At 49.2% G+C, this 23,549-nt stretch carries 20 protein-coding genes; 11 read left to right on the plus strand and 9 right to left on the minus strand.

Annotation, left to right across the window (positions count from 1 at the left end):
* Window positions 1–141: a hypothetical protein gene (locus F569_RS19600; protein ID WP_154813748.1), complete on the minus strand. Its 141-nt coding sequence runs from the start codon at window positions 139–141 to the stop codon at window positions 1–3.
* Window positions 142–293: 152 nt separating this feature from the next.
* Between F569_RS19600 and F569_RS18110 the strand changes: the two genes are divergently transcribed.
* The 4 genes from F569_RS18110 to F569_RS18115 are packed head-to-tail and all read left to right on the plus strand — an operon-like array spanning window position 294 to window position 4,902.
* The gene (locus F569_RS18110; protein ID WP_034388931.1) at window positions 294–836 is read left to right on the plus strand and encodes a shikimate kinase; all 543 of its coding nucleotides are present in this window, start codon (window positions 294–296) and stop codon (window positions 834–836) included.
* Window positions 833–1,939, plus strand: coding sequence for a 3-dehydroquinate synthase (gene aroB, locus F569_RS0113155; protein WP_026942578.1), 1,107 nt, complete (start codon window positions 833–835; stop codon window positions 1,937–1,939). Before F569_RS18110 ends, aroB begins: the two co-directional genes overlap by 4 nt.
* A complete protein-coding gene (locus F569_RS0113160; protein ID WP_026942579.1) occupies window positions 1,932–3,236 on the plus strand; it encodes an HlyC/CorC family transporter in 1,305 nt (434 codons plus the stop codon). Before aroB ends, F569_RS0113160 begins: the two co-directional genes overlap by 8 nt.
* Entirely contained in the window at window positions 3,226–4,902 is a 1,677-nt protein-coding gene (locus F569_RS18115) for an amidohydrolase (protein ID WP_051279890.1), read from the plus strand. The genes F569_RS0113160 and F569_RS18115 overlap by 11 nt, the downstream gene beginning before the upstream one ends.
* Here F569_RS18115 and F569_RS0113170 read toward each other — a convergent pair.
* Window positions 4,899–7,940 carry an NF038122 family metalloprotease gene (locus F569_RS0113170; protein ID WP_026942580.1) on the minus strand — a complete coding sequence of 1,014 codons (3,042 nt, stop codon included), beginning with the start codon at window positions 7,938–7,940 and terminating at the stop codon, window positions 4,899–4,901. The two genes, F569_RS18115 and F569_RS0113170, sit on opposite strands and share 4 nt — an antisense overlap.
* A gap of 107 nt (window positions 7,941–8,047) precedes the next feature.
* The gene (locus F569_RS0113175) at window positions 8,048–8,977 is read right to left on the minus strand and encodes a sterol desaturase family protein (RefSeq protein WP_034388933.1); all 930 of its coding nucleotides are present in this window, start codon (window positions 8,975–8,977) and stop codon (window positions 8,048–8,050) included.
* Between the two features lie 105 nt (window positions 8,978–9,082).
* Here F569_RS0113175 and F569_RS0113180 point away from each other — a divergent pair, with 105 nt between their 5' ends.
* The 5 genes from F569_RS0113180 to F569_RS0113200 all read left to right on the plus strand — a co-directional run bounded on the left by F569_RS0113180 (window position 9,083) and on the right by F569_RS0113200 (window position 13,756).
* Window positions 9,083–10,390, plus strand: coding sequence for a UDP-glucose dehydrogenase family protein (locus F569_RS0113180; RefSeq protein WP_026942582.1), 1,308 nt, complete (start codon window positions 9,083–9,085; stop codon window positions 10,388–10,390).
* A gap of 102 nt (window positions 10,391–10,492) precedes the next feature.
* Complete coding sequence (gene glmS / locus F569_RS0113185) at window positions 10,493–12,307, plus strand: glutamine--fructose-6-phosphate transaminase (isomerizing) (RefSeq protein ID WP_026942583.1); 1,815 nt, start codon at window positions 10,493–10,495, stop codon at window positions 12,305–12,307.
* Window positions 12,307–12,504, plus strand: coding sequence for a hypothetical protein (locus tag F569_RS0113190; protein WP_026942584.1), 198 nt, complete (start codon window positions 12,307–12,309; stop codon window positions 12,502–12,504). Before glmS ends, F569_RS0113190 begins: the two co-directional genes overlap by 1 nt.
* A 51-nt stretch (window positions 12,505–12,555) precedes the next feature.
* Entirely contained in the window at window positions 12,556–13,428 is an 873-nt protein-coding gene (gene galU / locus F569_RS0113195; protein WP_026942585.1) for a UTP--glucose-1-phosphate uridylyltransferase GalU, read from the plus strand.
* Window position 13,429: 1 nt separating this feature from the next.
* A complete protein-coding gene (locus F569_RS0113200; RefSeq protein WP_026942586.1) occupies window positions 13,430–13,756 on the plus strand; it encodes a DUF2004 domain-containing protein in 327 nt (108 codons plus the stop codon).
* Between the two features lie 25 nt (window positions 13,757–13,781).
* On the opposite strand, the gene F569_RS18120 is transcribed toward F569_RS0113200, so the two are convergent.
* Both F569_RS18120 and F569_RS0113210 read right to left on the minus strand, forming a co-directional pair.
* Window positions 13,782–14,810: a cupin-like domain-containing protein gene (locus tag F569_RS18120; RefSeq protein ID WP_034388936.1), complete on the minus strand. Its 1,029-nt coding sequence runs from the start codon at window positions 14,808–14,810 to the stop codon at window positions 13,782–13,784.
* Window positions 14,807–15,769 (minus strand): NAD-dependent epimerase/dehydratase family protein, encoded by a 963-nt coding sequence (locus tag F569_RS0113210; protein WP_026942587.1) that lies wholly within the window; start codon window positions 15,767–15,769, stop codon window positions 14,807–14,809. Before F569_RS0113210 ends, F569_RS18120 begins: the two co-directional genes overlap by 4 nt.
* 44 nt (window positions 15,770–15,813) lie before the next feature.
* On the opposite strand from F569_RS0113210, the gene F569_RS18125 reads away from it, so the two are divergent.
* A complete protein-coding gene (locus F569_RS18125; RefSeq protein WP_051279891.1) occupies window positions 15,814–16,944 on the plus strand; it encodes an AGE family epimerase/isomerase in 1,131 nt (376 codons plus the stop codon).
* Here F569_RS18125 and F569_RS0113220 read toward each other — a convergent pair.
* Window positions 16,941–17,552, minus strand: coding sequence for a hypothetical protein (locus F569_RS0113220; protein WP_026942588.1), 612 nt, complete (start codon window positions 17,550–17,552; stop codon window positions 16,941–16,943). The genes F569_RS18125 and F569_RS0113220 overlap by 4 nt on opposite strands.
* A 97-nt stretch (window positions 17,553–17,649) precedes the next feature.
* Here F569_RS0113220 and F569_RS0113225 point away from each other — a divergent pair, with 97 nt between their 5' ends.
* The gene (locus tag F569_RS0113225) at window positions 17,650–18,315 is read left to right on the plus strand and encodes a hypothetical protein (protein WP_026942589.1); all 666 of its coding nucleotides are present in this window, start codon (window positions 17,650–17,652) and stop codon (window positions 18,313–18,315) included.
* Here the strand turns inward: F569_RS0113225 and F569_RS0113230 are convergent.
* From F569_RS0113230 to F569_RS0113240, 3 genes are read right to left on the minus strand one after another with little or no spacing between them, the layout of a single operon-like run.
* Entirely contained in the window at window positions 18,312–20,222 is a 1,911-nt protein-coding gene (locus F569_RS0113230; RefSeq protein ID WP_026942590.1) for an Hsp70 family protein, read from the minus strand. The genes F569_RS0113225 and F569_RS0113230 overlap by 4 nt on opposite strands.
* Window positions 20,219–21,163, minus strand: a complete 945-nt coding sequence (locus F569_RS0113235) for a hypothetical protein (RefSeq protein WP_026942591.1) — start codon at window positions 21,161–21,163, stop codon at window positions 20,219–20,221. The genes F569_RS0113230 and F569_RS0113235 overlap by 4 nt, the downstream gene beginning before the upstream one ends.
* On the minus strand, window positions 21,160–23,481 hold the full coding sequence (locus F569_RS0113240) for a S9 family peptidase (RefSeq protein ID WP_026942592.1): 2,322 nt from the start codon (window positions 23,479–23,481) through the stop codon (window positions 21,160–21,162). The genes F569_RS0113235 and F569_RS0113240 overlap by 4 nt, the downstream gene beginning before the upstream one ends.
* Window positions 23,482–23,549 lie beyond the last annotated feature (68 nt).

Below are 23,549 nucleotides of genomic sequence, written 5' to 3' on the forward strand. Positions count from 1 at the left end.
TTATTTCTCATAGGTGTCCGGGAGCTCAATTGTTTGTATCTCCTGCGGGGCGTTTTCCGGCGACGCGCCCGATAATAACCACATAAACACGCCTATGAGCAGAATAAGTAAAATACCGCCGCCAATTGCAATTTTTTTCATCTGACAAGCCTTTTTTAAGATTCGCGCCCATATTGCGCTTTAAGTATTGAGCATAAGTTATTTTATGCTCATATTAAGGCAAATTTCCGTGGTTATGCTAGCGCCTTTCTCAGAAAGGCTGCAGCTTAGCTACGAGACGAAGGATAAGGCCAATGAGCCCGGACATAACCACACGTCCCATTGCCCTAGTGGGTTTGATGGGTGTCGGTAAAACAACAGTCGGTCGGCGGCTGGCCAAGAAGCTTGGCCGTGACTTTTATGACTCTGACGATGAAATTGAGCTGGCTTCGGGCCGCACAGTTGCGGGATATTTCCGGGATCACGGCGAGGCAGAATTCAGAAAAGGTGAGCGCCGCGTGATAGAGCGCCTACTGGACGGAACACCTATAATCCTTGCGACGGGCGGCGGGGCTTTTATCCCGAACGAGACCCGTAAAATACTCAAGGAAAAAGCCTTAACGATTTGGCTTAAAGGCGACTTTAACACCGTCATGGAACGGGTCAGCCGCAACAGGGAAAAACGCCCTTTACTACGCGTTGAAGACCCGCGCGCCAAAATGCGCGAGCTTATGGATATCCGCCATCCGATTTATGCCAAAGCTCACATCACTGTTCCGATTGCGCGCGGCCCTCACATCCGCACGGTTCACAAAGTCATTCGCGCCATTAAAGCTCATGAAAGTGAAACTGCATGACCACCGTCACTGTCGATTTAGGTGAGCGTAGCTATGATATTGTCATAGGCGAAGATTTACTGAAGAATGCAGCGAATTACATCACGCCGCAGCTTAAAGCCAAACGCGTTGCTATTGTGACGGATGAGAATGTTCACGCCCTTCATGGTAAGACGTTAGAAACTGCGCTTGCGGGTCTTGAAACGCATATGATCATACGCCCGGCAGGAGAAAATCAGAAAAGTTTTGATGGATTACAAGCTGTTTTAGACGCGCTGTTCCGCGCAGGATTTGATCGCAATGATACGCTTATCGCCTTTGGCGGCGGCGTCATCGGCGACCTGACAGGCTTTGCAGCGTCCGTCTATAAGCGCGGCTGTCAATTCATCCAAATCCCCACAACTCTTCTTTCGCAAGTCGATAGTTCGGTTGGCGGGAAGACGGCCATAAATAATGAATTTGGAAAGAACCTCATTGGGGCCTTTTACCAGCCCAAATTGGTCCTGGCTGATACCTCCGTCTTAAAAACGCTGCCCTTAAGAGAGTTAAAAGCGGGATATGCCGAAGTTGTAAAATATGGGCTTCTGGGGGATAAATCATTTTTTGAATGGCTCGAAAGTCATGGCCAAGATGTTCTGAACTTAGACCCTGTGGCTACGGCTCAAGCGGTCGCAATATCTTGCGAGACCAAAGCCCGTATCGTTGCAGCGGATGAGCAGGAGCGCGGCGAAAGGGCACTTTTAAATCTGGGCCACACATTCGCCCATGCCTTGGAAATAGAAGCTGGCTATTCAGGCGATTTGCTTCACGGAGAAGCCGTCAGTGCGGGAATGGAAATGGCCTTTGAGTATAGCGCCGCGCAAGGGCTATGCCCGCTCAGTGACGCCGAAAAAGTCAAGACCCATTTTAAAACATTGGAACTTACCTCCATCAACGACATTGCGCCTTTGCTTAAAGATGCAGAAAAACTACTCACCCATATGGACCAGGATAAAAAAAATGAAGGCGGCGCTTTAACACTTATTCTGGCCCGGGCCATTGGTGAAGCCTTTGTTCAAAAGTCTGCGCCGCGAGAGGCCGTTCTGAATTATCTCACTCATTTATCAGAGACCGTTAATGCTTGACGCTTTCCTACAGCCCGAAAACCTCATCATGCTGGGCATTGTGCTTTTCCTGTTATGTTTTTCAGGTTTTTTCTCTGGCTCTGAAACCGCTCTGACGGCCGCCTCGCGCGCCCGCATGCATGCGGCGGAAAAAGACGGTGATCGGCGCGCAGGCATTGTTTCAAAATTGCTGAATATGCGTGAGCGGCTATTGGGCGGTATTTTGCTTGGTAATAATATGGTCAATATCCTCGCCTCGGTTCTAACGACGGCTGTTTTTACAAATATCTTTGGTGATGGCGGCGTCGCCCTGGCCGGCGCGACATTGGTTATGACACTGCTTATTCTGATTTTCGCCGAGGTCTTGCCTAAAACCTATGCCATATCCCAACCAGATAAGATGGCCCTCAAAGTCGCACGGCCCATAAATATTATCGTCAAAATTTTCGCTCCGATTGTGTCAATTGTTCAGCTCATTGTGAACGGGACTCTGCGTCTCTTCGGAATTGATACAAATGCAAGCGCTTGGACGGCGGCTGATGAGATTAAAGGGGCTGTCGATCTTCACCTTGAAGAAGGTGCGGTGGCCAAACGCGCAAGAGATCAAATTTACGGCGTTTTGGAAATCGGCGAACTTGATGTTGAAGAGGTCATGATTCACCGCAAAAATGTGACGATGATTGATGTGGACTTACCCGCTGATCAAATCGTTAAGGAAGTGCTCGCGACAGGTCATTCTCGCGTTCCTGTTTATTCAGAAGATCAAGATAATATTATTGGCATCCTTCACGTCAAAGACGTTTTAAAATCACTCTCAAAAAGCGGCGGGGATTTATCGGCCTTGGAAGCCCGTAAAATTATGCGCGACGCTTGGTTCGTGCCAGAAACCACATCGGTCGTAAAACAGCTTAGAGCCTTCCAACAAAAACGCGAGCATTTTGCGCTAGTTGTGGATGAATATGGCGCCTTGATGGGCGTGCTTACGCTCGAAGATATTCTTGAGGAAATCGTAGGCGACATTCAAGACGAATATGATGAAGACGTTGAAGGCGTACAGCGCTTAAAAGAAGGCGGCGCCGTTATTCAAGGCCATATTGCCGTGAGAGATGTCAATCGTGCCATGGACTGGAAGCTCCCCGATGAAGAGGCTGTGACCATTGCGGGTCTCGTCATTCACGAGTCGCAAACCATCCCTGAAATCGGGCAAACCTTTGCCTATTATGGCTATCGCTTTGAGATTTTAGAAAAATTACGTAATCAAATCATTTCGCTGAAAGTCACTAAAACCTTCGAACCGGACCAGCGCAGTGAAAGTTAAGTACTTTACTCTAGCAGCGGCTCTGTTCTGCGGCGCTTGCCAAAATGCGGCTGAGCAAGATGCGCAAAAAGACGCCACGGTTTTCACCAATGGCACCATAATTACGATGGACCCTCAGAACCCTATTGCTTCGCAATTGATTATCCAAGGCGATAAAATCAGCGCTCTTAAATACCCTGAAGATGATTTCAAAATTTCTGATCGCAGTTCAGCCAATATAGTGGATTTGGGCGGAAGAACTATACTTCCCGGCATTATTGATAGTCATGTCCATGTGCGTGAATTGGGAATGGATGCGGTCAAAGCTGACCTAGTCGGCGTTAAAAACACGGCGCAAATAGTTGATCGGTTAAAGCAGCGCTTTCCGAACCCCAATCCCGGGCAATGGCTTATCGGCCAAGGGTGGGATGAAGGCATATTCGCCTCTATTGGCTATCCTGACCGTGCCGAATTGGACGAAGCTTTTCCAAACAACCCTGTAAAATTGGAAAGCCTTCACGGCTTTGGCGGATTTTATAACGGGGCCGCGCTTGCAATTGCCGAAATTGATAAAGCTACGCCGGAGCCGGAGGTTGGAAATATCTTGCGCCGCGAAAATGGGGAGCCAACCGGAGTCATGCTGACCCTCGCACAAGACCTCGTTAATCGCCACGTTCCAGCGCCCACACAGACTCAGCTTGAAGAGGCTATTTCGGCGGGTCTTTATAAGATGGCAAAAGCAGGCGTCACATCTGTGCATGAGGCGGGAATGACTCCGCAAGACGTGGCGGCGTTTAAAGCCCTCGCGGAAAGAGACGAGTTGCCTATTCGCGTTTACGGCATGTTGGACGGCAATGATGGCCCGCTAATGAAACACTGGTTTGCAACTGGGCCGCTAGATGACCCTCAGGACTTTCTGGATATTCGCGGCGTGAAGGTCTTCTATGACGGATCCTTGGGCTCGCGCACGGCTCTCATGGCCGCGCCCTATTCAGATCAGCCTGACAAAGCCAACCCTACGGAACGTATAACGCCTGAAGCCGTTTTTTCTTTGGGTCAACGCTCTGCTAAATACGGGTTTCAAATGGCGGTGCACGCCATTGGCGATGAAGGCAATAACCGAACGCTTGGTCTGTATGAGAAGGCATTAGAGACGCAGCCGCCACAAGATCACCGCTGGCGTATTGAACATGCGCAGGTCGTCCTGCCTGATTTCTATAAGCGCCAAGCCGCGCTAGGCGTAATCGCTTCCATGCAGTCCTCTCATGCGGTTGGCGATAGCAAATGGGCCGAAGACCGCGTCGGGCCTGACCGCATTCGTCATGCCTATGCGTGGCAAACGATTTTAGACAATGGCGGAAGATTGCTTATGAATTCAGATTTACCGGGCGAGCCGTGGGAGCCAATGGAAACACTTTATTTCGCTGTGAACAGAAAGCCGCTTAATGCGCCGGCGGAGGCGGAAGGTTGGTATATGGAGCAAACCCTGTCTGTGCCTGAGGCGCTCAAATCGATGACAATTGAGAACGCTTACGGCGCTTTCCAAGAGGATAATCTCGGCAGCATAGAGCCGGGCAAATGGGCTGATTTTATTGTGCTTGACGCTAATCCGATGACAGTGCCGCCCCACCTCCTGAAAGATATACAGGTTGAGCAGACATGGGTTGCAGGGCGTAAGCTGAATTAAATCAGCGCATCCATATCAAAGATTTCTTCGGGCTCAGCCGCGAAGGCGTTAGGGTCATTTAGCGGGACAGCGGCTGGCGGTGTGCCGCCAAAATCAAAGTCGCTTGCACTTAAATCAGCAATATTACGGCCGACAATAGTCAGCGTATTACCTGCACCGAAGTTAAAGATGACATTACCGCCCGCATCAGAAGCGATTGCCTGTAATTCTGCAAAGCTGTCAAAATTCGGATCCCCGCCAAGAATAAAGATAGTCTCACCGCCAAAGAAGTCGGAAATTACATCTGCGCCGTCATTGGCCGTATCATAACCAAAGCTGTCTATTCCTGCGCCGCCAAAAAGGCTATCATTACCCTGGTCACCTGCCAGATAATCATTCCCACCATTGCCGAGCAAGGTATCATTATTATCAGACCCTGAGATAGAGTCATCAAAACTAGTCCCAAAGACGCGTTCAATGCTGATATAAGTATCCCCATCCGCATCACCGCCTGTACCGCCTGAAACGAGGTTTACAATGACGCCGGATGACGAGCCCAAATAGGACACCGTATCAAAATCGGCACCGCCATCAATGGTATCACCCCCGGATGAGCCAAAGATAAAATCATTATCGTCGCCGCCATTAATCGTATCATTTCCGGGCTGGCCAAATAATGTATCAATGCCGTCACCTCCGGATAAGTCATCGTCACCCTCGCCCCCTAAAATGCGGTCATTACCCTCGCGGCCCGTAAGAGCATCATTACCGCCGCGGCCCTCCAAGCGATTGTCACCTCCGTCGCCGGTAATTATGTCTCCGAAATCAGAGCCAAAGACCCATTCGATTGACGTATATGTGTCGCCTTCAGCTTCATTATTTAATCCATCTAGAATAAGATCAACATCTACCGCGCCTGTCGATAGCGTATAATTGACGATATCGATGCCTGCGCCGCCATCAAAACTATCCGCTCCGGAGCCGCCAAAGAAGCGGTCATTACCACCGCCTCCGATCAAGGTATCATCTCCATCAAAACCGCGTAGTTCATTCGCGCTACCATTACCCGTAATGACGTCGTTAAAATCAGAACCGTAAATCGCTTCCAATCCAAAATAAGTGTCACCCGCTGCATCGCCAACTGTGCCGCCAGACGCCAAGCTCAGCTCGACTGCGCTGGTGGCATCACGGTAACTACCAATATCAAATCCAGCGCCGCCATTGAGTTGGTCACTACCCGAAGATCCAAAAAGCGTATCATTGCCAGCATCGCCGCGTTGAATGTCATTACCTGCGCCGCCATAGATTCGGTCAATTCCGCCGCCGCCATTGATTTGGTCATTGCCGTCTTCACCGAAGAAGAACTCATTGGCATTTGACCCTGTAATGATATCACTAAAGTCTGAAAGGTAATAACGCTCTATGCTGCTGAAACTGTCGCCATTGGCTTCACCCACTGTTCCGCCAGTCTCAACATTAAAACGCACACCTGTTGTAGCCCCGCGATAATCCGCCGAATCAAAACCAGCACCGCCATTTAAAGCATCCGCCCCATCGCCTCCAATAAGGCGATCAGCACCGTCACCGCCATTTATAACATCATCACCAGCGGCCCCATTGATAATATCATTTCCGCCAAGCCCGTTTATAGTTTCATTGGCGGCGGTGCCTGTGAAATTGTCATTTCCCTCGGTGAGGTTTATATCCCCGTTCTGGCCAACCCGGTCCCACCCGATCACGTCAAAGGCCCGAATGTCAAGTTCTGTAATTGTGTTGGCTTGCCCGGCCGGAGCAGAGGTGGGGTCCATAATACCTAAACCCAAGCCGTCTCTCCAATGGCTGGCTTGCTGTCCGTCGCCATTTTGACGACCCGAAGAAAAGAATCCCAAATTTGTGACGCCGCCATCAATGGAGAAATAAGGATCACCGCCATAACCCAAGTCTCGCGTACCGGCGCCGAAAGTGGCTTGCGAATTATCACTATAGCGAAAAATATCGAGCTGATTGAAAATCGCAAACCCGTTCAGATCGATGGTAGAGTTATTATCAACAATATCGACACCGCTAGTGAAGCCCAGAGCATGGCCAATTTCATGAAATGCAACGCCGACAAAATCTATATGCCCAGGGTCAATGCCATCAGTAGGGTCAAAATCGAAATTGAAGTCGCTGTTAAATGTAATACTCGCATAAGCGCTTGAGCCATCATCTATCGCATTACCGTTTGCATCAATATTAATACCTAGAGCTAATGCGGTCGTGCTATTAATCGCTAAGAAATTATTATTATTCGAATTATCATTATCAAGAATGTAATTACCATTTTGATCTTGGGTAGCGAACTCCAGCGAGGTTCCCATCGCCAGATTTGCAATAGCTGTAGCGTCATCTTCGGATGTGCCATCGGCTATCAAAGCATCGCGATAGACTTCATATGTAAGAACAACACGCGTTGATCCTGCCGACCCCAAAACGCCAGGATTTAATGATGAGAAGCCTACATCCAAGCGAATATCCACATCATCAGACAGAAAGCTCTGCCATAGTGCAACGGCTGCTAAGAAACCAGCTTCTGCGTCAGTGCCAGGTCCAACACCACCTGTATCATTTAAGGTGAAAGTTAGGTCTGACATCGGCGCCATGGCAGTCATAGATTGAATATCATAGCCATCAGAGCCCACAAGCCATGAGGGGTCGGGCGCTGCGTGGCTGTGATAATACATCCCGTCTTGGAAATACGGCATCATGGCCGCAACAAAGTCTGCATCCCCATTCTGCCCGTCACAGGACACGCAGGGACAGCAAGAGGTTACATTATTGTCAGTGTCTGCCGTGCTGAGTTCAAAACTCTTCTCTTTTATGACGACTTCGAAAGTGGTTTCTGGAATTAAGCTAGGCGCATTATTGGAGGCTGATATATTTTGTTCGATTACGCCGCCAGGGTTTTGTATAAAGCTCTCAGAGATCTCAAAATCTACCGTCTGTAGGCTCAAATCAATATCAACCAAAAGCATATCCAGCTCAGCCATTGTCGAAAGATTGTTAAAAAATTTATACATAGTATTTGCACCCTTCTTAACAGCACGGCCTAGCGCCACACCTTCGGGTTATAAATTTCATAATTGCAGCTTTATGACAAGCGCTACGTGCTCACCATTCCGTGAACTTAGAGACCTTGCATGCCATTTTGCTCAGGGTGCTTGGCGACATAATCAGCCTTTAAGGCTTTTGAACCCTTGCGCGATCCATCATGAGAATATCCCGGCGGGCCGAAGATATAGGCCAGACGTTGACGGAGCTTCAGCCCAGGCTGCACGGCGTCTTTAAGAATATAAAAGAGTTCCTTAAAAGCGACTATTGCCGGATTGTGTGAGGCGATAGGCGTAATAATGCCGTAACTGACAGGATCATCATCTCGTTCCTCTACAAATGTGCCAAACATACGATCCCAGATAATGAGAATACCGCCGTAATTACTATCCAAGTAGCGGGGGTTGGTCCCATGATGAACGCGGTGGTGGCTTGGCGTATTAAAGATAAACTCAAACCAGCGCGGCATTTTCTTAATGGCTTGGGTGTGTATACAAAATTGATAGACGAGGTTCACAGCGCCTATGAAGCCGACCAGTAGCGGGTGAAATCCCAGTAAAACAAGCGGCGTGGAAAGGAGCACAAATCCTGTAAAATGATTGTTCCAAGGCTGGCGAAAGGCTGTGCTGAGGTTATATTCCTCAGAACTGTGATGCACATTATGTGCGCTCCAAAACCAACGGATTTTATGCGCGGCCATATGTTTATACCAGTAAACAAAGTCCTGCAGCAGCAGACAGGCCAGCATCGCGCCAATGCCAAAGCCCCAATTAAAGACCCTAAATTGCCAGAACCACAATAAAACCCCAAGGCTGATTGCGCCCATCAACACATCAGATATGAGCTGCCCGCCGCCCATCACCATTGATGTTATCGCGTCTTTCCGGTCATATTTACCGCTCAAGCGCTTACGCGAGACTAAAAACCATTCAATTATCAATAGCGCAAGAAAAGCGGGCGCAGCAACCGCTAAAACCATAGGATAATCAGGCGTTTCAAATTCCATAAATCCACATGCAAGATTATCACATGAAAAGTCAATAAGCGGCTATAGCCTCGCCTCGCGCAAACTGTCATAAACGCGTTAAAGAAATCACTTAAAGGCCCGCATATGCGTGTTGTCATGGTAGGTACAGGATATGTTGGGCTTGTCTCAGGGGTCTGCTTTGCAGATTTCGGACATGACGTCATTTGTGTCGATAAAGACCCGGCAAAAATTGAGACTCTGAATGCTGGCGGCATCCCAATTTTCGAACCGGGTCTTGAGGCCTTGGTCGCAAAAAATGTGCGCGCCAAACGCTTAAGCTTCACCACGGATTTAAAGGCCGCTATGAAAGAGGCTGATGCGGTTTTTATTGCCGTGGGCACGCCATCGCGGCGCGGTGACGGTTATGCTGATCTGTCTTTTGTCTATGCCGCGAGTGAAGAAATTGCCCAATATATGGAAGGTTTCACAGTTATTGTGACCAAATCAACCGTCCCCGTCGGAACAGGGGATGAGGTTGAGAAGATAATAGAAAAACATCACGATACCGACAGTTTTGCTGTTGTTTCTAACCCTGAATTTTTGCGCGAAGGCGCGGCAATTACAGATTTCAAACGCCCTGACCGTGTTGTGGTCGGAACAGAAAATCCGAAAGCCAAAGAAATTATGCGCGCCCTGTATCGGCCGCTCTTCATCAATGAAACACCCATCTTGTTTACGTCACGCCGTACATCTGAGCTGATAAAATATGCAGCCAATTCCTTTTTGGCGACCAAGATAACCTTCATCAATGAGATAGCTGATTTATGCGAAGCCGTTGGCGCAAATGTGCAGGAAGTCGCGAAAGGGATTGGCCTTGATAAACGGATTGGCTCTAAATTCCTACATGCCGGGCCGGGCTATGGCGGCTCTTGCTTTCCCAAAGATACCCTGGCTCTGGCGAGAACAGCTGAGGAGGCCAATGTATCGCTCTCTATCGTGAGTTCTGTCATTGATGCCAATGAAGCCCGTAAGCGCCGCATGGCCCATAAGGTCATTGATGCATTGGGCGGGGACCTGACAGGAAAGACGATTGCCGTACTCGGCCTCGCTTTTAAGCCTAACACGGATGATATGCGCGATGCGCCGAGCTTGACCATTATTCCGCGATTGCAAGACAAAGGGGCCGTGATCCGCGCTTATGATCCAGAAGCTATCGAAGAGGCTAAGGGCCTTCTGAAAGATGTCATTTATATGGACGGCCCTTATGCGTGCCTTGAGGGTGCAGATGCGCTTGTGATTATTACAGAATGGGATGAGTTCAGAGCCCTGGATCTACGACGCGTAAAGGCCGCGCTTTCAAAGCCTGATGTCATTGATTTGCGTAATATTTACCAACCCAAAGCGATGCAAGCTGCAGGGTTTAACTATAATAGCGTGGGGCGGCCTGACTAATCCACAATAGCGGCACAAAAATTGCACATTTTTCTATGAAATTAAGCATAGAGTTTGCGGCCACTAGCCGTTAATGACGGGAAAAAACTTAAGGCTATATCTATGTGCGGCATTATCGGTATTGTGGGTCATACAGACGTTACAGAACGCTTGGTGGACGGGCTTAAACGTCTGGAATATCGCGGTTATGACAGCTCCGGCGTCGCCGTGCTGGATAATGGCACGCTTAAGCGCCAACGCGCTGAAGGTAAAATCAAAGGCCTAGAAGCCAAACTTGAAAAAGAACATGTCGATGGGCAAATCGGTATTGCGCACACACGCTGGGCGACACACGGCGTTCCCAATGAAACAAATTCACATCCGCACTTCTCGGGCCGGGTCGGGGTTGTGCATAACGGGATTATCGAAAACTTTCTGGGTATTCGCGAAGAGCTGTCTCACCGTACATTTGAAACAGAGACAGACACTGAAGTCGCCGCGCATCTTGTAGATGAATATTTAGGCCAAGGGGATAAGCCGATTGATGCCTTTTCAAAGGCCTTGAAAAAACTCAAAGGCGCCTATGCATTTGGCTTGATTATTGACGGACATACGGATCAGGTATTTTGCGCGCGGGCAGGGTCACCCCTCGCCCTTGGAGTAGGTGACGGCGAAATGTATCTGGGGTCAGATGCGATGGCGCTGACGCAACTCACCTCTAATCTAATTTATCTCGAGGAAGGGGACTGGGCGGTTTTAACCCCGACAAGCTACCAAATATATGACCGCGATGATAACAAAGTAGAGCGTGAAGTCACTATTATTGCCGGCGGCCCCGCTATGGCGGAAAAGGGCAATTATCGCCACTTCATGCTCAAAGAAATGTATGAGCAACCTGAGACAATCGGCCGGACCCTCACAAATTATATTGACGAATATCGCCTCGCCTCCGATATGCCGGCAGAGCTTGATTTTAGCGAGATAGACCGCGTCATCATCATTGCCTGCGGGACAGCCTGTTATGCCGGGATGGTTGCCAAATATTGGTTTGAGCAAATCGCAGGCGTTGCTGTTGATGTCGATATCGCCTCTGAATTCCGCTACCGAAAGCCTGTCCTCTCACCTAAGTCACTTTTCATTGCTGTCTCTCAGTCGGGCGAAACAGCTGACACTTTAGCGGCCTTGCGCTATTGCAAAGAGGCCGGCGTCAAAACGGCAGCCCTCGTAAACGTTATGACATCCACTATGGCGCGCGAAGCCGATATTGCGCTTCCTATCAATGCTGGCCCTGAGATTGGCGTGGCATCAACCAAGGCGTTCACATCGCAATTAACAGCTTTGGCGGCGCTCTCTTTAGCCGCCGCGACATCGCGCGGCGCTGTCTCAGAAGACGAACAGCATGATCTGGCCACCGCCCTTATCAAAACACCTCGCCTTGTGAAGCAAGCTCTGCGCCTTGATGATGAGATCGAGGCCATGGCTTTTGAGTTTTCCAAATCAAAAAGCGCCTTTTATCTGGGCCGCGGCAGTCAGGTGCCTATCGCCTTTGAAGGGGCGCTGAAGCTGAAAGAAATTTCTTATATTCACGCCGAAGGTTATGCCGCAGGTGAGCTAAAGCACGGCCCTATTGCGCTGATTGAAGACGGAACGCCCGTCATTGTTCTAGCGCCTTATGATGAGCTGTTTGAGAAAACCATTTCCAACTTGCAAGAAGTCGCTTCACGCGGCGCCTATATTATCCTTGTTACGGATGAAAACGGCGCCAAACATACAGGCGACATGGCGGATGAGATTATCGTGCTTCCCACAGCACATGACTTTGTTGCGCCTATTATTTCAACGATCGCTGTTCAGCTTCTCGCTTATCACACAGCCGTTCATCTTGGCACAGATGTTGATCAACCCCGCAACCTCGCGAAATCTGTGACGGTGGAATAATGATTTCTCGCCTTATACGTTTGCTGAATATCAGCGAGGAAAACGCCAAAGTCTTAGCGGCCAAAATTGACCAACGCGTCTTAGCCTTGGAGCCTGAAGGCCTAAGCAAGAAAAAAGCCTTGAAAACAGTTTTGAAAGAATTTGGTTGGTCAAATAAGAATATAGAGCATTTTGTGTACGGGCCGCCTAAGCGATAACGCTTAGATAAGGGTTTTATGCTAGCTATCTTGCAAGAAAGTAGGGACCCTATGAAAAAACTTCGTAAAGCTGTACTGCCCGTCGCTGGATTTGGAACACGCGTCCTGCCCGCTACTAAGACGATACCCAAAGAAATGCTGCCCGTTGTGGACCGCCCTGCCCTGCAATATGTTGTTGATGAAGCCCGCGAGGCCGGTATTGAGCATTTTGTCTTTGTCACAGGCCGCAATAAAGGCGCTATTGAAGATTACTTCGACCGGGCCTATGAGCTAGAATATTCCCTCAAAGCCAAAGGGAAAACAGAGATTTATGATGCGCTTGACCGCGACACACCAAAGGCCGGAACCATGTCATTTGTGCGCCAACAAAGCGCCCTCGGACTAGGTCACGCCATATGGTGCGCGCGCGACGTGATTGGGGATGATCCTTTTGCCATTTTACTGCCTGACGTATTGGTAAAGGCTGAAACCTCTTGCCTCGCTCAGATGGTCGAGGCCTATAATAAAGTCGGCGGTAATGTGATTGCCGTGGACGCCGTGCCGCAAGAGCGCGTCAGCTCTTACGGCGTAATTGCGCCAAAGTCGCGTGAAGGCCGCCTTATTGAAATGTCAGGTATGGTCGAAAAGCCGCCCGCCGCAGAGGCACCGTCCAACCTTAAAATTACAGGCCGTTATATATTGCAGCCTGAAATCATGGATATTCTCAAAGACCAAGAAGCCGGCGCGGGCGGGGAAATACAGCTCACAGACGCTATGGCCACCCTTATGAATCAACAAGCTTTCCACGCCTATGAATATAAAGGTCAAGATTACGATTGCGGCAGTAAAATCGGTTATTTCGAAGCCGTACTAGCCTATGCGCGTGACCACGAAGAGATAGGTGCAGAAGCGCTAGAAATGATTAAGCGGTTTGGGAACCAATAGCATGCCCACTGACACAAAAGAGACATTAGCTCTAGCGAAAATAAAGGCCTGTTTTGGGAAACCAGAAGGTGAGTTTAGCTCCACCCTATTTGTATCACATCACTTAGAAGAGCTATCAAAAGAAAATTGGCTGGCTCTACTTTCAATCAAGGAGCCAACACCTCAGCAAATCCTTGATTGCTTAATATTGAAAGATAAATGGGATTCGGCAGATGATGGATTGGTTGATACATACGACTTCACTCTTCCAGAAAACTTGACCGATTACTTATTGTCTGTTCGATTTTCAGAAGATGGTAATATTAAGAGTATTTCTTTGGAAAGTTAGTATCAGCACCTAAGGCCTAAGCCGCCTATCGTAAAATCTGTTGCAAACGCGACATCAGGAATTGCTTAATACGGTTATCGCGTTCCGGGGTTTTAACACCTAGCACCCCTCTTATATTATCTGGTATGTGCTCGAGGGCCTCTTCGACATCCTCGCCGAAAATAAAGTGATCGAAATAATGCCGCCATGCCGCGCGTTCGGGCGCAGGCAAGTCGCGTAATGTTAAAAGCGCTAAAGCGATATTGCTCATAGGCGCATTATTTTTAAGAGCACTCCACCAGTAATTGACCAGTACATTTAACGGGCCTTCTGATTCGACATAATGCCACCACAAACTTGGCAAATATAATGCGTCTCCAGGTTCAAGCTCCGCTAGCATAGCGGCCTCCATCGCCCTTTGAAATTTTGGAAATTTATCCAGATCAATATCTCTGGGGTTTACCAAACTCGCGGGAGGCCCTGCCATATTATGATCAATTGGTCCCGCATAGATATTACCGATTTGCTCAGGCGGGAAAATCAAAAAACGCCTCTTTCCAGCAACCGAACAGGCAATATTCTCTGACGTATCAAAATGAGGCGCAATAGAAGCAGAATTTCCAAGCCATAAAAGTGGCGGCACATCACTATCCACCAATGGCATACGGTTCGCGGCAGCGAAGCCTGAAAGAATATCACCCGCCGAGGTCGCTCCGGCATAGACTCCGATGGGCGAACGGCTATCCTGTTGAGACAATAATTTATCAATCGAAGCAGATAGGGGAATATTGCGGCGCTCAAAGTTAAACCCGCGCATATCCTCATTATAGAAATAGCGGCCCTCAATATCCGGCTGACCAAGATAGGTTGGCACTGCTTGGCGGCTATCCATGTTTTTGATGTAATCGCCAATGGCTTCAAGAGACTCAGTTCCGGCCCTCACGGAAGGCCAGTCTTTGATAAGACCGCGCAATATGACCGGCTGGCCAGCAGGGCGAATATCATTATCAAATTGCTCTCGCGTAACGTTTTCTCGCGCAGGTATAGCGGGGATGTCTGTGTCAAAAATATTCATGAAACTGAGCTCTGCATATACCATTCAACAAATCGTTTTACGCCCTCATGCAAATCAGTTTTAGGCGCGAACCCAAAGTCTCTTTCAGCTGCGCTAACATCCGCGAAGGTGTTACTGACGTCACCATTTTGTTTGCCAAGGATTATTTTTTCTCCTGTCCTGCCACAGGCCGCTTCGACAGCGTCCACGAGTTGCATCAAGGTATTGGGCTTTGAGTTACCGAGATTGTAAATTTCATGACCTGATGACGGCGGACGGCTCAGAATTTTAGGTAGGACATCCACAATATCATCGATGTAGGTAAAATCACGGCGCATCTCATCAGGTGCAAATAGCGTTATCGGATCGCCCTTCATGATTTTGTCCGTAAAAATAAAATAGGCCATATCGGGGCGGCCCCAAGGCCCGTAAACTGTAAAGAAACGCAGGCCCGTTTGAGGGATTCCGTAGAGCCGCTGATAACTCTCGGCCAGCATCTCACCGCCAAGCTTCGTAGCGGCATAAAGAGAGGCCGGAGAACGCACTTTATCTGTCTCTGTAAATGGACCATCTTCGCGGTCGCCATAAACAGAGGATGAACTGGCATAGGCGACATGCTCGACGGTGCCGCTGTGCCGCGCGAACTCCAATATATTCAAATGCCCCATAACATTGGCCTGAATATAGGCGCGGGGGTTATCAAGAGAATACCTCACACCCGCTTGCGCCGCGAGATGCAAAATATGGGTCACACCTTTATCTTTTGCCGCTACGTCCAATGCCTTATGATCGGAAATTTCTACTTTATAAAACTCGAAATTTTCATGGCTTTTCAGTTCGGCTAATCGGGCATATTTTAATGACACATCATAATAGTCATTGAGGCTATCAATCCCAATGACACGGTGGCCCTCAGAAAGTAATCGACGCGCGGCATGAAAGCCGATAAATCCAGCCGTGCCTGTTAAGAGAATAATCATGGCCTTTCCTTATATCTTTCCGTTCACAGGAGCAAAGCTTTAGAATGTCCACGGCCTTAGAGAATCTAGCCCTCAAACAAAGCGCAGAGAAAATCCGCAATTGGGTTATCGGTAAAGCCCTGCCGCTCTGGGCGGACCGCGCACAGCATAAGAGCGGACGTTGGGTCGAGCATTTAAACCTCGACGGCACGCCGGACCTGTCAGCAGATTTGCGCTGGCGCGTTTTAGCGCGGCAAATTTATGTCTATGCCGAAGCCACACGGTGGAACTGGTTTGATGGAAAAGAGATTGCGCGGCAGACTTATGAGCACATGCGCGAGCGAGGCTATGTGCAGCGGGTTCGAGCTGACGGCACAGTTACAGAACGCCGCCGCGATTTATATGACCATGCTTTTTTTCTGCTCGCCAGTATTAGCCTCTATCGCCTGACTAAAGAGCCGCAATATCTGGCCGCTGTTGAGGATATATGCAGCACGCTTGATACGGAGTTTAAACATCCGGACGGTGGATGGCGGGAGACACCGCGGGGCGCGCTACCCCGTCGTCAAAACCCGCATATGCATTTGCTCGAAGCTTTTCTCTATCTATATAATGAAACGCGCGATCCCAATCATCTGGCCTATGCCGAGCACATTATTGGGCTTTTTAAGGCGCATTTCTTTGATTCAAAGCATCATATTATTCGTGAGTTTTTTAATGAAGATTGGAGCTATTATTCCGGCGAACAAGGCACGACGGCCGAGCCTGGTCATGCCATGGAATGGATATGGCTACTCTATCGCTATGAATTTAGCTCAGGCCGCGATACGAAATTATGGCGGCAGGCACTTTATGCTAATGCGCTAAAACAGAGGGGGTATTTTCTCAACGATGAGGAAGATATTAAAGGCAATATTCGCCGCGAGACACGGCGGCTTTGGGTGCAAACTGAAGTCATTAAGGCTCACCTCACAATGGCTGAAAATAATGTTTCCGGCAGCGCAGATATGGCCGCCGCCTTTATTGACGGATTATTTGAAACCTATCTCAAAACCGATGGAACATGGTGCGACCAAACCAATGCTTGCGGCGGACAAATCGCGAAAACAATTCCCGTCAGCACCTTTTACCACATCGCCTGTATGGCCTTTGAAGCCGAACGCGTTTCAGGGCTGGGGCGTCTTGATCCGCTTTAAGCGGCGGGACAATCTCTTGATGCAGAGGCGGGTTTGGACAGCACATCAATTTTCATGAATTCAATGTCCATTGTCTTTTGTTCACCGCTATCTCCTGGCCAAACACCGAGATAGTCCAAATCAGGATCGCCATTTGGCGGCTTAGGCGAGAAGTCCAGCACATAGTCTTTCCAATCAGGCGTTAGGGTTCGACGTCGCCATCCGCTATCCCCTGCCCCTGCTGTAAAATAACCCATATCAAATAGGTCAAGCGGATTTTTACGGCCCGCACGGGCCCGTACAGTAATTCTTATATTTTGGCCGGCCAGTGCCCTCTCGTAATCAGGGCCCAGCGATGCAAAAACACCGGCAGAGCCGGGAGCGTCACGGCGAGGAATTTGGGTCAAGGCTATTATATGGGCCGAATCTGTTGGTGTTGCGCCTACATATTCATAGCTCGTTCCTGGAGAGGCCGTCAGCGTAATTAAGTCATCCCCTTGGACCGAGAAGCCATTTTGCCAAATGCAAGCATCCGAGAGCTTCGTAACAGAACTTAATGACAAGGCGTACCAAATCATCCCAGCGATCAGCGCCAGTGCGAGAGGATAGAAAAAACGGTCTTTTAACATAGGCTCTCATAACGGCGATAATGGCAACTGTGAAGAGACGTTTACGAGCTCTGCTCCGCAATTTATAGTTAATCAAAGGTAAAGTGGAGAAAGTAAAATGAAGACGGGCTTGAAAAAAATTATCCTTCCCATCGCGCTCATCGCGCTAAGCGGCGCAGCCATGGCCCATCCTCATAAATCCGGCGAGGAAGAGAGCAAAGCGAAACCGGAGCGCGTTTGGCCTTATTTTGGCAAAAAGGCCAAAGAGGAGAAGAAAGAAAGTCAGGCGGCTGAAAACAAAACCGAGAGCCTTACAGGCGAAGAATTTGCGCAGCGACTTGAAAAGCGCTTTGAAGCCCATTCTGAAAAATTTGAACGCGCAGTAGAAAAAGCTGAAGGCAAAAATGACTTTCTGCGTGAGGGGCGCGAGATTAGAAATGCAGATGATATTCGTGAAGCGGCTCGCGCTATTGAGGATCTCGTCTCTGAATCAGGTATCATTTCAAGCTTTGCCGATATGATGCTTGGCCTTGCCGAAGATTTTGACGTGGAAGCTTCTGATGGTGGTTTGGCGCTAAATTTCGAGGGCGAGCGTATTGGGCGCGTGAAAATGAAACGCGATAAACACACAGACAGCTCGTTTGATATTGAAGGCTTTGGCCGCAATATGACCATTGAAAAAGAGGTTATTAAACGCGACGGTAAAACCAAAACCCGCATCGTTATCGAAGTTGATGGCGATGAAGAGTTTGATATCGACCTGATACCTAAATCAAAAAACTAGATTAAAAAGAGCATAGCCCGCTCATCTGCGCGTTCTGTCAGGGCGGATTTTAAAGTCTCTGTCAGCTCATCCGTAAAGCGGTCAGCAGCGGCTTGTTGCCACGCTTCATCTACGACTTGAATGAGGTCAGGCCTCTGCTTGGCTGCCGCGCGTTTTATGCGGCCATCCGTCATAATCTGCCGCGCAATAACAGGTACATTCGCGCCTTTAAAGCGGCCTTCCAAAGCTTTGCGGCCATAGATAAAGCTACCGCCCGCAACAGCTCCGCCCACAACAAGCCCGATGGGGTTTAACAGCAAAGGCGCAAATAAATTTGCCTTGGCCAACAGTGCAGACACAATTAGCGCCGTCAAAGTCGTCCCGACCAAAGCTGTGTCCGATTCCATTGTATTTACCTTGGGCGCGGACACTGACAGATCTTCCAAATGGCGGCTTATATGCTGACTGTCATCTAGCGACAGCACCATAGCCGGCAGACCATGATCCCGGCAAAGGGGATCTGTTTCGCGTTCAATATCGCGTTGCAAGTCAGCAAACCAGTGGCCAATAACAGGTTTTAATACAGCGGCCGCGCTTTCGCTTTGTAGCCATGTTTTCACGCGCCCTGATAAAACACCCTCAACCTCATCAAGGCTTTTAATCTTACCTGAGCGCCAGTCCTGAAACACTGGCACGATACAATTATCCGCCATGGCATCGACTAAAACAGGGGCCATTTGTTTGCCCAACGCAACACTGGCTTTACGTGCCTTTGTATATATCGCCCCCTCACCAGAGAGCATGTCAGCCACCGATTTTTGGAAACTGGCATGAAGGAATTCAAACCGCCCGAGCCACGCCAACCCGCGGGCAATTGAAAATTCAGGTTCCGCGCCGCGAACGACTTTGGCTTTTGGAAAGATTTTTTTCGTAGCCGGTAAAACCAGTGGTAGGCGCGATGCTCCTCCCGTGAGCAAAACTGTATCGGGTGCCCGCCCGCCTAAATTCTCTATGGTTTCACTTAGCGCATAATCAAAAGCGGTCTGCCAACTATAGCCGTTTAAAGCTTCAAGCGGGTTATTTAATATCGCTTTGGCATCTTCTTTATCCATACGAATTTCAAATAATACGCCGCCATTTATCGGAAGGCGTTTGATCATTTCGACAGGGGTTTCCTGCCCCGTAAAATATTGCTCTTTCGCGAGGCGGCACCAATATTCCATAATGGGCTGATAATGCGGATAGCGGGTTATAAGTTTTTCAATCTGCTTGCGCGATTTCTGCCGTGCCAAATTTAATTTAAATATTTCTGTGTCGAGTAAGCCTGAGCCCAATATATTATGCCCGACATCTTCGGCGTCCATATCCCGGCAATATGTAAAGTCTGTGGTCGAAGAGCCAATATCAATAATTAAAACAGAAGAGCGTGCGTCTTCAATGGAAAGATATCCCTGCTCCAATGCGGTCATCAGAGCCGCGCGGCTTTCGGGAACAATACGCACGGTTTTCAATCCTGCGCCTTCAAAAAGCTTTTGATAGCCTTGCCGCGTCTCATTCTCCCAACCAGACGGACAACCGACAATGAAACGGCTCTCTTTGGGGCCGCGAATAATGCCGTCTTTGGCCAAGCCGCCGATTAGAGTTTTTGTAAATAATTGTGTCGGGGTTTTTATCTCAGACCTGTTTAAGTCCCGCCCTTTAAATTTTACCCAGATCTCAGGCGCATCGCCCATAAAGGACAGATTGACAGCATCGGCGCCGATTTTGACCTCGCCTTTCGCCTTGGCGATAGCGGTCACAAAACTGCGCTCACCGCGATATTCAAGAATTTCAGGCTCACGTATCGTTGCGCCAAATGCACGGCCTAGCGCGGTCTCGCCATGCCCTAAATCAAATCCGATGAATTCATCTGATGAGGCTTTATTCATGACGAGTCCTCACTCTGCCAAACTGTGCCCCGGCGCAATAGCCTCCCACCTGAAACCAAAGCGGGCGCAGCCATTTTAGTTTCAATCTCGCCCAAAGCGGGAAGAATATCGAACATATCTTTTGTTTTCTTGGAAAAGCTAATCAGCTCCACACCTTCGCCCGCTAGGACGGATATCATTTCCTGCTTAATCAGCGTCAGCGCGAAATCACCATCACCTGCATTTTGAGCCTCTAAAAGACTTTGCATCATACCGAGCAAACGCGGATTATCCCGCCAATCTGTTTGATGTTCAGGTTCTGCCAAGCGCAGTAAAATATGATCTGCGGTTTTCAGCGCTTCAACAAGCTGCGTGACAAAGCCCTGCGTGTCGGCGCGAATAAAGGCTTGGGCTTCCATACGGCGGCCGGATAAATCCTCTAGCGCCACCGTTTTTTTGCGAAACGGTATTTTATCAAGAAGATGCCCCCAATCTTTAGGGTCAAAAAACCTCAAGGCGGCCAGGCCCGCTGCCGCAACAATTGTTAGCATCGAGCCTTGCATAAGACCTGCCGCTGCAAAGAGACCCGCGGCACCATAAAACAATCCCCGTCCCGCCCATTGGCGCTTGGGCTTCGCCGCCTGTTCAGACCAAATAACATCTGCGCCTGTCGCGCGGTCTAAGACCCCCGCGCCAGCTTTGACCATTTCCAAAAGCCATAGGCCTGATTTCTGGAGCTTTGGATCGTCAATCTGTTGTGAAAAAGCCAGACCCGTGCGGTCAAGGGCGCGCCGCGCTTCGCCCACGATCTGCGAAGCTGACAGCTCCGGCGTCAAAGCCGTTTGCAAATTCCGCCGCTCCGGTTCAAAGGCCCGGGCGAGGCTTGGCACGATGGCTGGCAGGTTCTCACTCATGGCTCTGATGTCGGGTCTGAACCCATCCAAGTCAAGGGAGGGACTCATTCAAGCTCAGTTAAGAAAAACTCCAAAATAAGACGAGATCTGTGCACTTTATTATGCGTACGGCGAAATCCGTGTTTCTCAGACGGATATGTCATGAGCTGCATATTTTGTGCACCAAGCTTATGCATTTCGTCCATCAGCTTGGTTGAATTGCGAAAGACGACATTGTCATCCGACATACCGTGAATCAGCAGAAACGGCTCTGTTATACCGTCCAGATAAGGCCAGACATTGCTCTGCTCATAAGAACCTTTTGTATAATTTGGGCTACCTGGATTTGGATTGCCTAAATAACGCTCTGTATAAGCGGTATCATAAAGCTGCCACTCTGTGACAGGCGCGCCGACTACACCTGCGGCATAATCATTTGTCTGGCCGAGCATCATCAGGCTCATATAGCCGCCATAAGACCAGCCATAGACGCCCATTTTTTCAGGGTCGATAAAGGACTGGGATTTCAGCCATGTCGCGCCGATCTGCTGATCTTCAGTCTCAGGCCGCCCCATATTACGGTAAAGCGGCGCTTCAAAGGCCTTGCCTCGGTTACCTGTCCCGCGATTATCTATCTGGAAAACAACAAAGCCGTGATGGGCGAGCATTTGCGAAAGCCCCAATCGCCATCGATTATAAATACGCTGACCATGCGGTCCGCCATAAACAATAGTCACGCTTGGCCGTTTTTCGCCTACTTTCAAATCAAGCGGTTTAAAAATCTGATAGTGCAAATCCGTCCCGTCAGCAGCTTTTAAGACTCCAAATTCAGGCTGAATATCAGCCTGCATAAACGGGGCGTAAGGGTGGGAGTCATCCAGCTTATTTTCATTTAGCCACGCCAGAGCGCTGCCGTCATTCTTAAAGGCCCGGCTTTGCGGCGGTGTTGTGGTGCTATTAAATGTCCCGATATAACGCTCACATGCCGTATTAAAGTTCGCGGAATGGATGCCGCTGGCTTTCGTGATTTGAACGGCCTCAGCGCCATCTAAATCAGTTTTAAAAAGATGACGCTCAAGCGGGGTATCTTTCCAACCTGTAAAGTAAAGCTCGCCGCTATCTTGGTTCACGCAATTAAGGCGCGTCATAAGAATATCGGGCGGCGTAACAGGCGTAAATTCACCGGCTGTTTCCCCGTCCGTGCTGACGCGAAAGAGTTGCCATTTATCATTGCGCTCGCTCGACCACAAAATGGAGCCGTCCTTTAAGCCTTTATAGCTGACTTCGACATTCATCCAGGCTGGGTGGATTTCTTCGAATAAGATCTTAGACGCCCCTGTGGCAGGGTCAATTTTTAACAGCTTATGCGATTTTTGATCCCTGGATAATATTCCGGCAAAAAGCGTCTTACTATCTTGGCTCCAAAAAACGCGGCTTAAATAGATGTCCTTTTCAGCTCCAATATCAACCCATTTCGTCGCTCCGCCTTTAATGCCGACAATACCCAGCTTAACGGTAGCATTGGGCGTTCCGGCAAAAGGATAGCGCTGCTGTACATTGATAATTCCGTCTGATGTATATTCTGCGCGGGTACGTGTTTTGACATTGGCATCATCAGTTTGGGTATAAGCTATCCTCTGAGCGTCACCACTGGGCCAATAACCCGTGTAGCGGTCGAGTTCTTCTTGGACGACAAAACTCGCAATGCCATTTCGGATAAGCTCGGTTGCGCCGTCAGAGAGCTGGCGCTCCAAGCCGGATTTTAAATCTTTTACATAGAGATTATTCTCGCGGATATATCCCACATATTGACCCGCTCCAAACACCTTTGGATCCGTTTCAAAGCCTTTCGTAGCGGTCACTTGGCGCGCCTCTTTGGCTTCTAAATCATAGAGGTAAATATCACCGCCCAAAGGAAAAAGAAGCAAATCATCACCGGCCCAATCATAGGACACGATCCCGCGGCTATATTCGCGGCGGCGCTCTCGGCGGTTTTTTTCTTCAAGGGATAATTCCTCAGGCGCGCCCAAAATATCAGTAGAGCTCACAAGTAAGCGTCCCTCTCCGCTTTCCAGATCATAAGCCCATAAATCTTGCTGCCTTGCATCATCAGCGCGGCCTTGCAGCACGGTCACGAAATCACCTTTGGGCGAAATTTTAGCCCCGCGCAGAGATGTTCCGCTCAGCGAGATATCTGAGTTGAGCGTTTCAGGGGTCAGCCGGCCTGGCCCAGGGTCTCGCGTCAAATACGACACTTCAGGGGCGGGCGTTTGCGCTTGCATGGCGGCTTGCTCCAGCGCCGTTGTCTCAGAACTTGGCCTCTTATCAGAGCACGCCGAAAGCATGACCGCAGAAGCTGAGAAGAGGAGGAAAATTTTGCGCAACATATTATATCTCATATTTATTGGAGTCTTGTTGCGTCAATTCCGATAGATTTCAAGCTTTGAGAAAAAGC

Source organism: Hellea balneolensis DSM 19091 (assembly GCF_000428525.1).
GTDB classification, from domain to species: Bacteria; Pseudomonadota; Alphaproteobacteria; order Caulobacterales; family Maricaulaceae; genus Hellea; species Hellea balneolensis.

What these genes read in the sequence shown, in the direction of transcription:
- F569_RS0113235 (WP_026942591.1), bottom strand. Translation starts at nt 21,163, where the DNA reads ATGAGTCCCTCCCTTGACTTGGATGGGTTCAGACCCGACATCAGAGCC.
- F569_RS0113160 (WP_026942579.1), top strand. Translation starts at nt 1,932, where the DNA reads ATGCTTGACGCTTTCCTACAGCCCGAAAACCTCATCATGCTGGGCATT.
- F569_RS0113180 (WP_026942582.1), top strand. Translation starts at nt 9,083, where the DNA reads ATGCGTGTTGTCATGGTAGGTACAGGATATGTTGGGCTTGTCTCAGGG.
- F569_RS0113200 (WP_026942586.1), top strand. Translation starts at nt 13,430, where the DNA reads ATGCCCACTGACACAAAAGAGACATTAGCTCTAGCGAAAATAAAGGCC.
- F569_RS19600 (WP_154813748.1), bottom strand. Translation starts at nt 141, where the DNA reads ATGAAAAAAATTGCAATTGGCGGCGGTATTTTACTTATTCTGCTCATA.
- F569_RS0113225 (WP_026942589.1), top strand. Translation starts at nt 17,650, where the DNA reads ATGAAGACGGGCTTGAAAAAAATTATCCTTCCCATCGCGCTCATCGCG.
- galU (WP_026942585.1), top strand. Translation starts at nt 12,556, where the DNA reads ATGAAAAAACTTCGTAAAGCTGTACTGCCCGTCGCTGGATTTGGAACA.
- F569_RS0113210 (WP_026942587.1), bottom strand. Translation starts at nt 15,769, where the DNA reads ATGATTATTCTCTTAACAGGCACGGCTGGATTTATCGGCTTTCATGCC.
- aroB (WP_026942578.1), top strand. Translation starts at nt 833, where the DNA reads ATGACCACCGTCACTGTCGATTTAGGTGAGCGTAGCTATGATATTGTC.
- F569_RS18125 (WP_051279891.1), top strand. Translation starts at nt 15,814, where the DNA reads ATGTCCACGGCCTTAGAGAATCTAGCCCTCAAACAAAGCGCAGAGAAA.
- F569_RS0113170 (WP_026942580.1), bottom strand. Translation starts at nt 7,940, where the DNA reads ATGTATAAATTTTTTAACAATCTTTCGACAATGGCTGAGCTGGATATG.
- F569_RS0113230 (WP_026942590.1), bottom strand. Translation starts at nt 20,222, where the DNA reads ATGAATAAAGCCTCATCAGATGAATTCATCGGATTTGATTTAGGGCAT.
- glmS (WP_026942583.1), top strand. Translation starts at nt 10,493, where the DNA reads ATGTGCGGCATTATCGGTATTGTGGGTCATACAGACGTTACAGAACGC.
- F569_RS0113175 (WP_034388933.1), bottom strand. Translation starts at nt 8,977, where the DNA reads ATGGAATTTGAAACGCCTGATTATCCTATGGTTTTAGCGGTTGCTGCG.
- F569_RS18110 (WP_034388931.1), top strand. Translation starts at nt 294, where the DNA reads ATGAGCCCGGACATAACCACACGTCCCATTGCCCTAGTGGGTTTGATG.
- F569_RS0113220 (WP_026942588.1), bottom strand. Translation starts at nt 17,552, where the DNA reads ATGTTAAAAGACCGTTTTTTCTATCCTCTCGCACTGGCGCTGATCGCT.
- F569_RS0113240 (WP_026942592.1), bottom strand. Translation starts at nt 23,481, where the DNA reads ATGTTGCGCAAAATTTTCCTCCTCTTCTCAGCTTCTGCGGTCATGCTT.
- F569_RS18120 (WP_034388936.1), bottom strand. Translation starts at nt 14,810, where the DNA reads ATGAATATTTTTGACACAGACATCCCCGCTATACCTGCGCGAGAAAAC.
- F569_RS0113190 (WP_026942584.1), top strand. Translation starts at nt 12,307, where the DNA reads ATGATTTCTCGCCTTATACGTTTGCTGAATATCAGCGAGGAAAACGCC.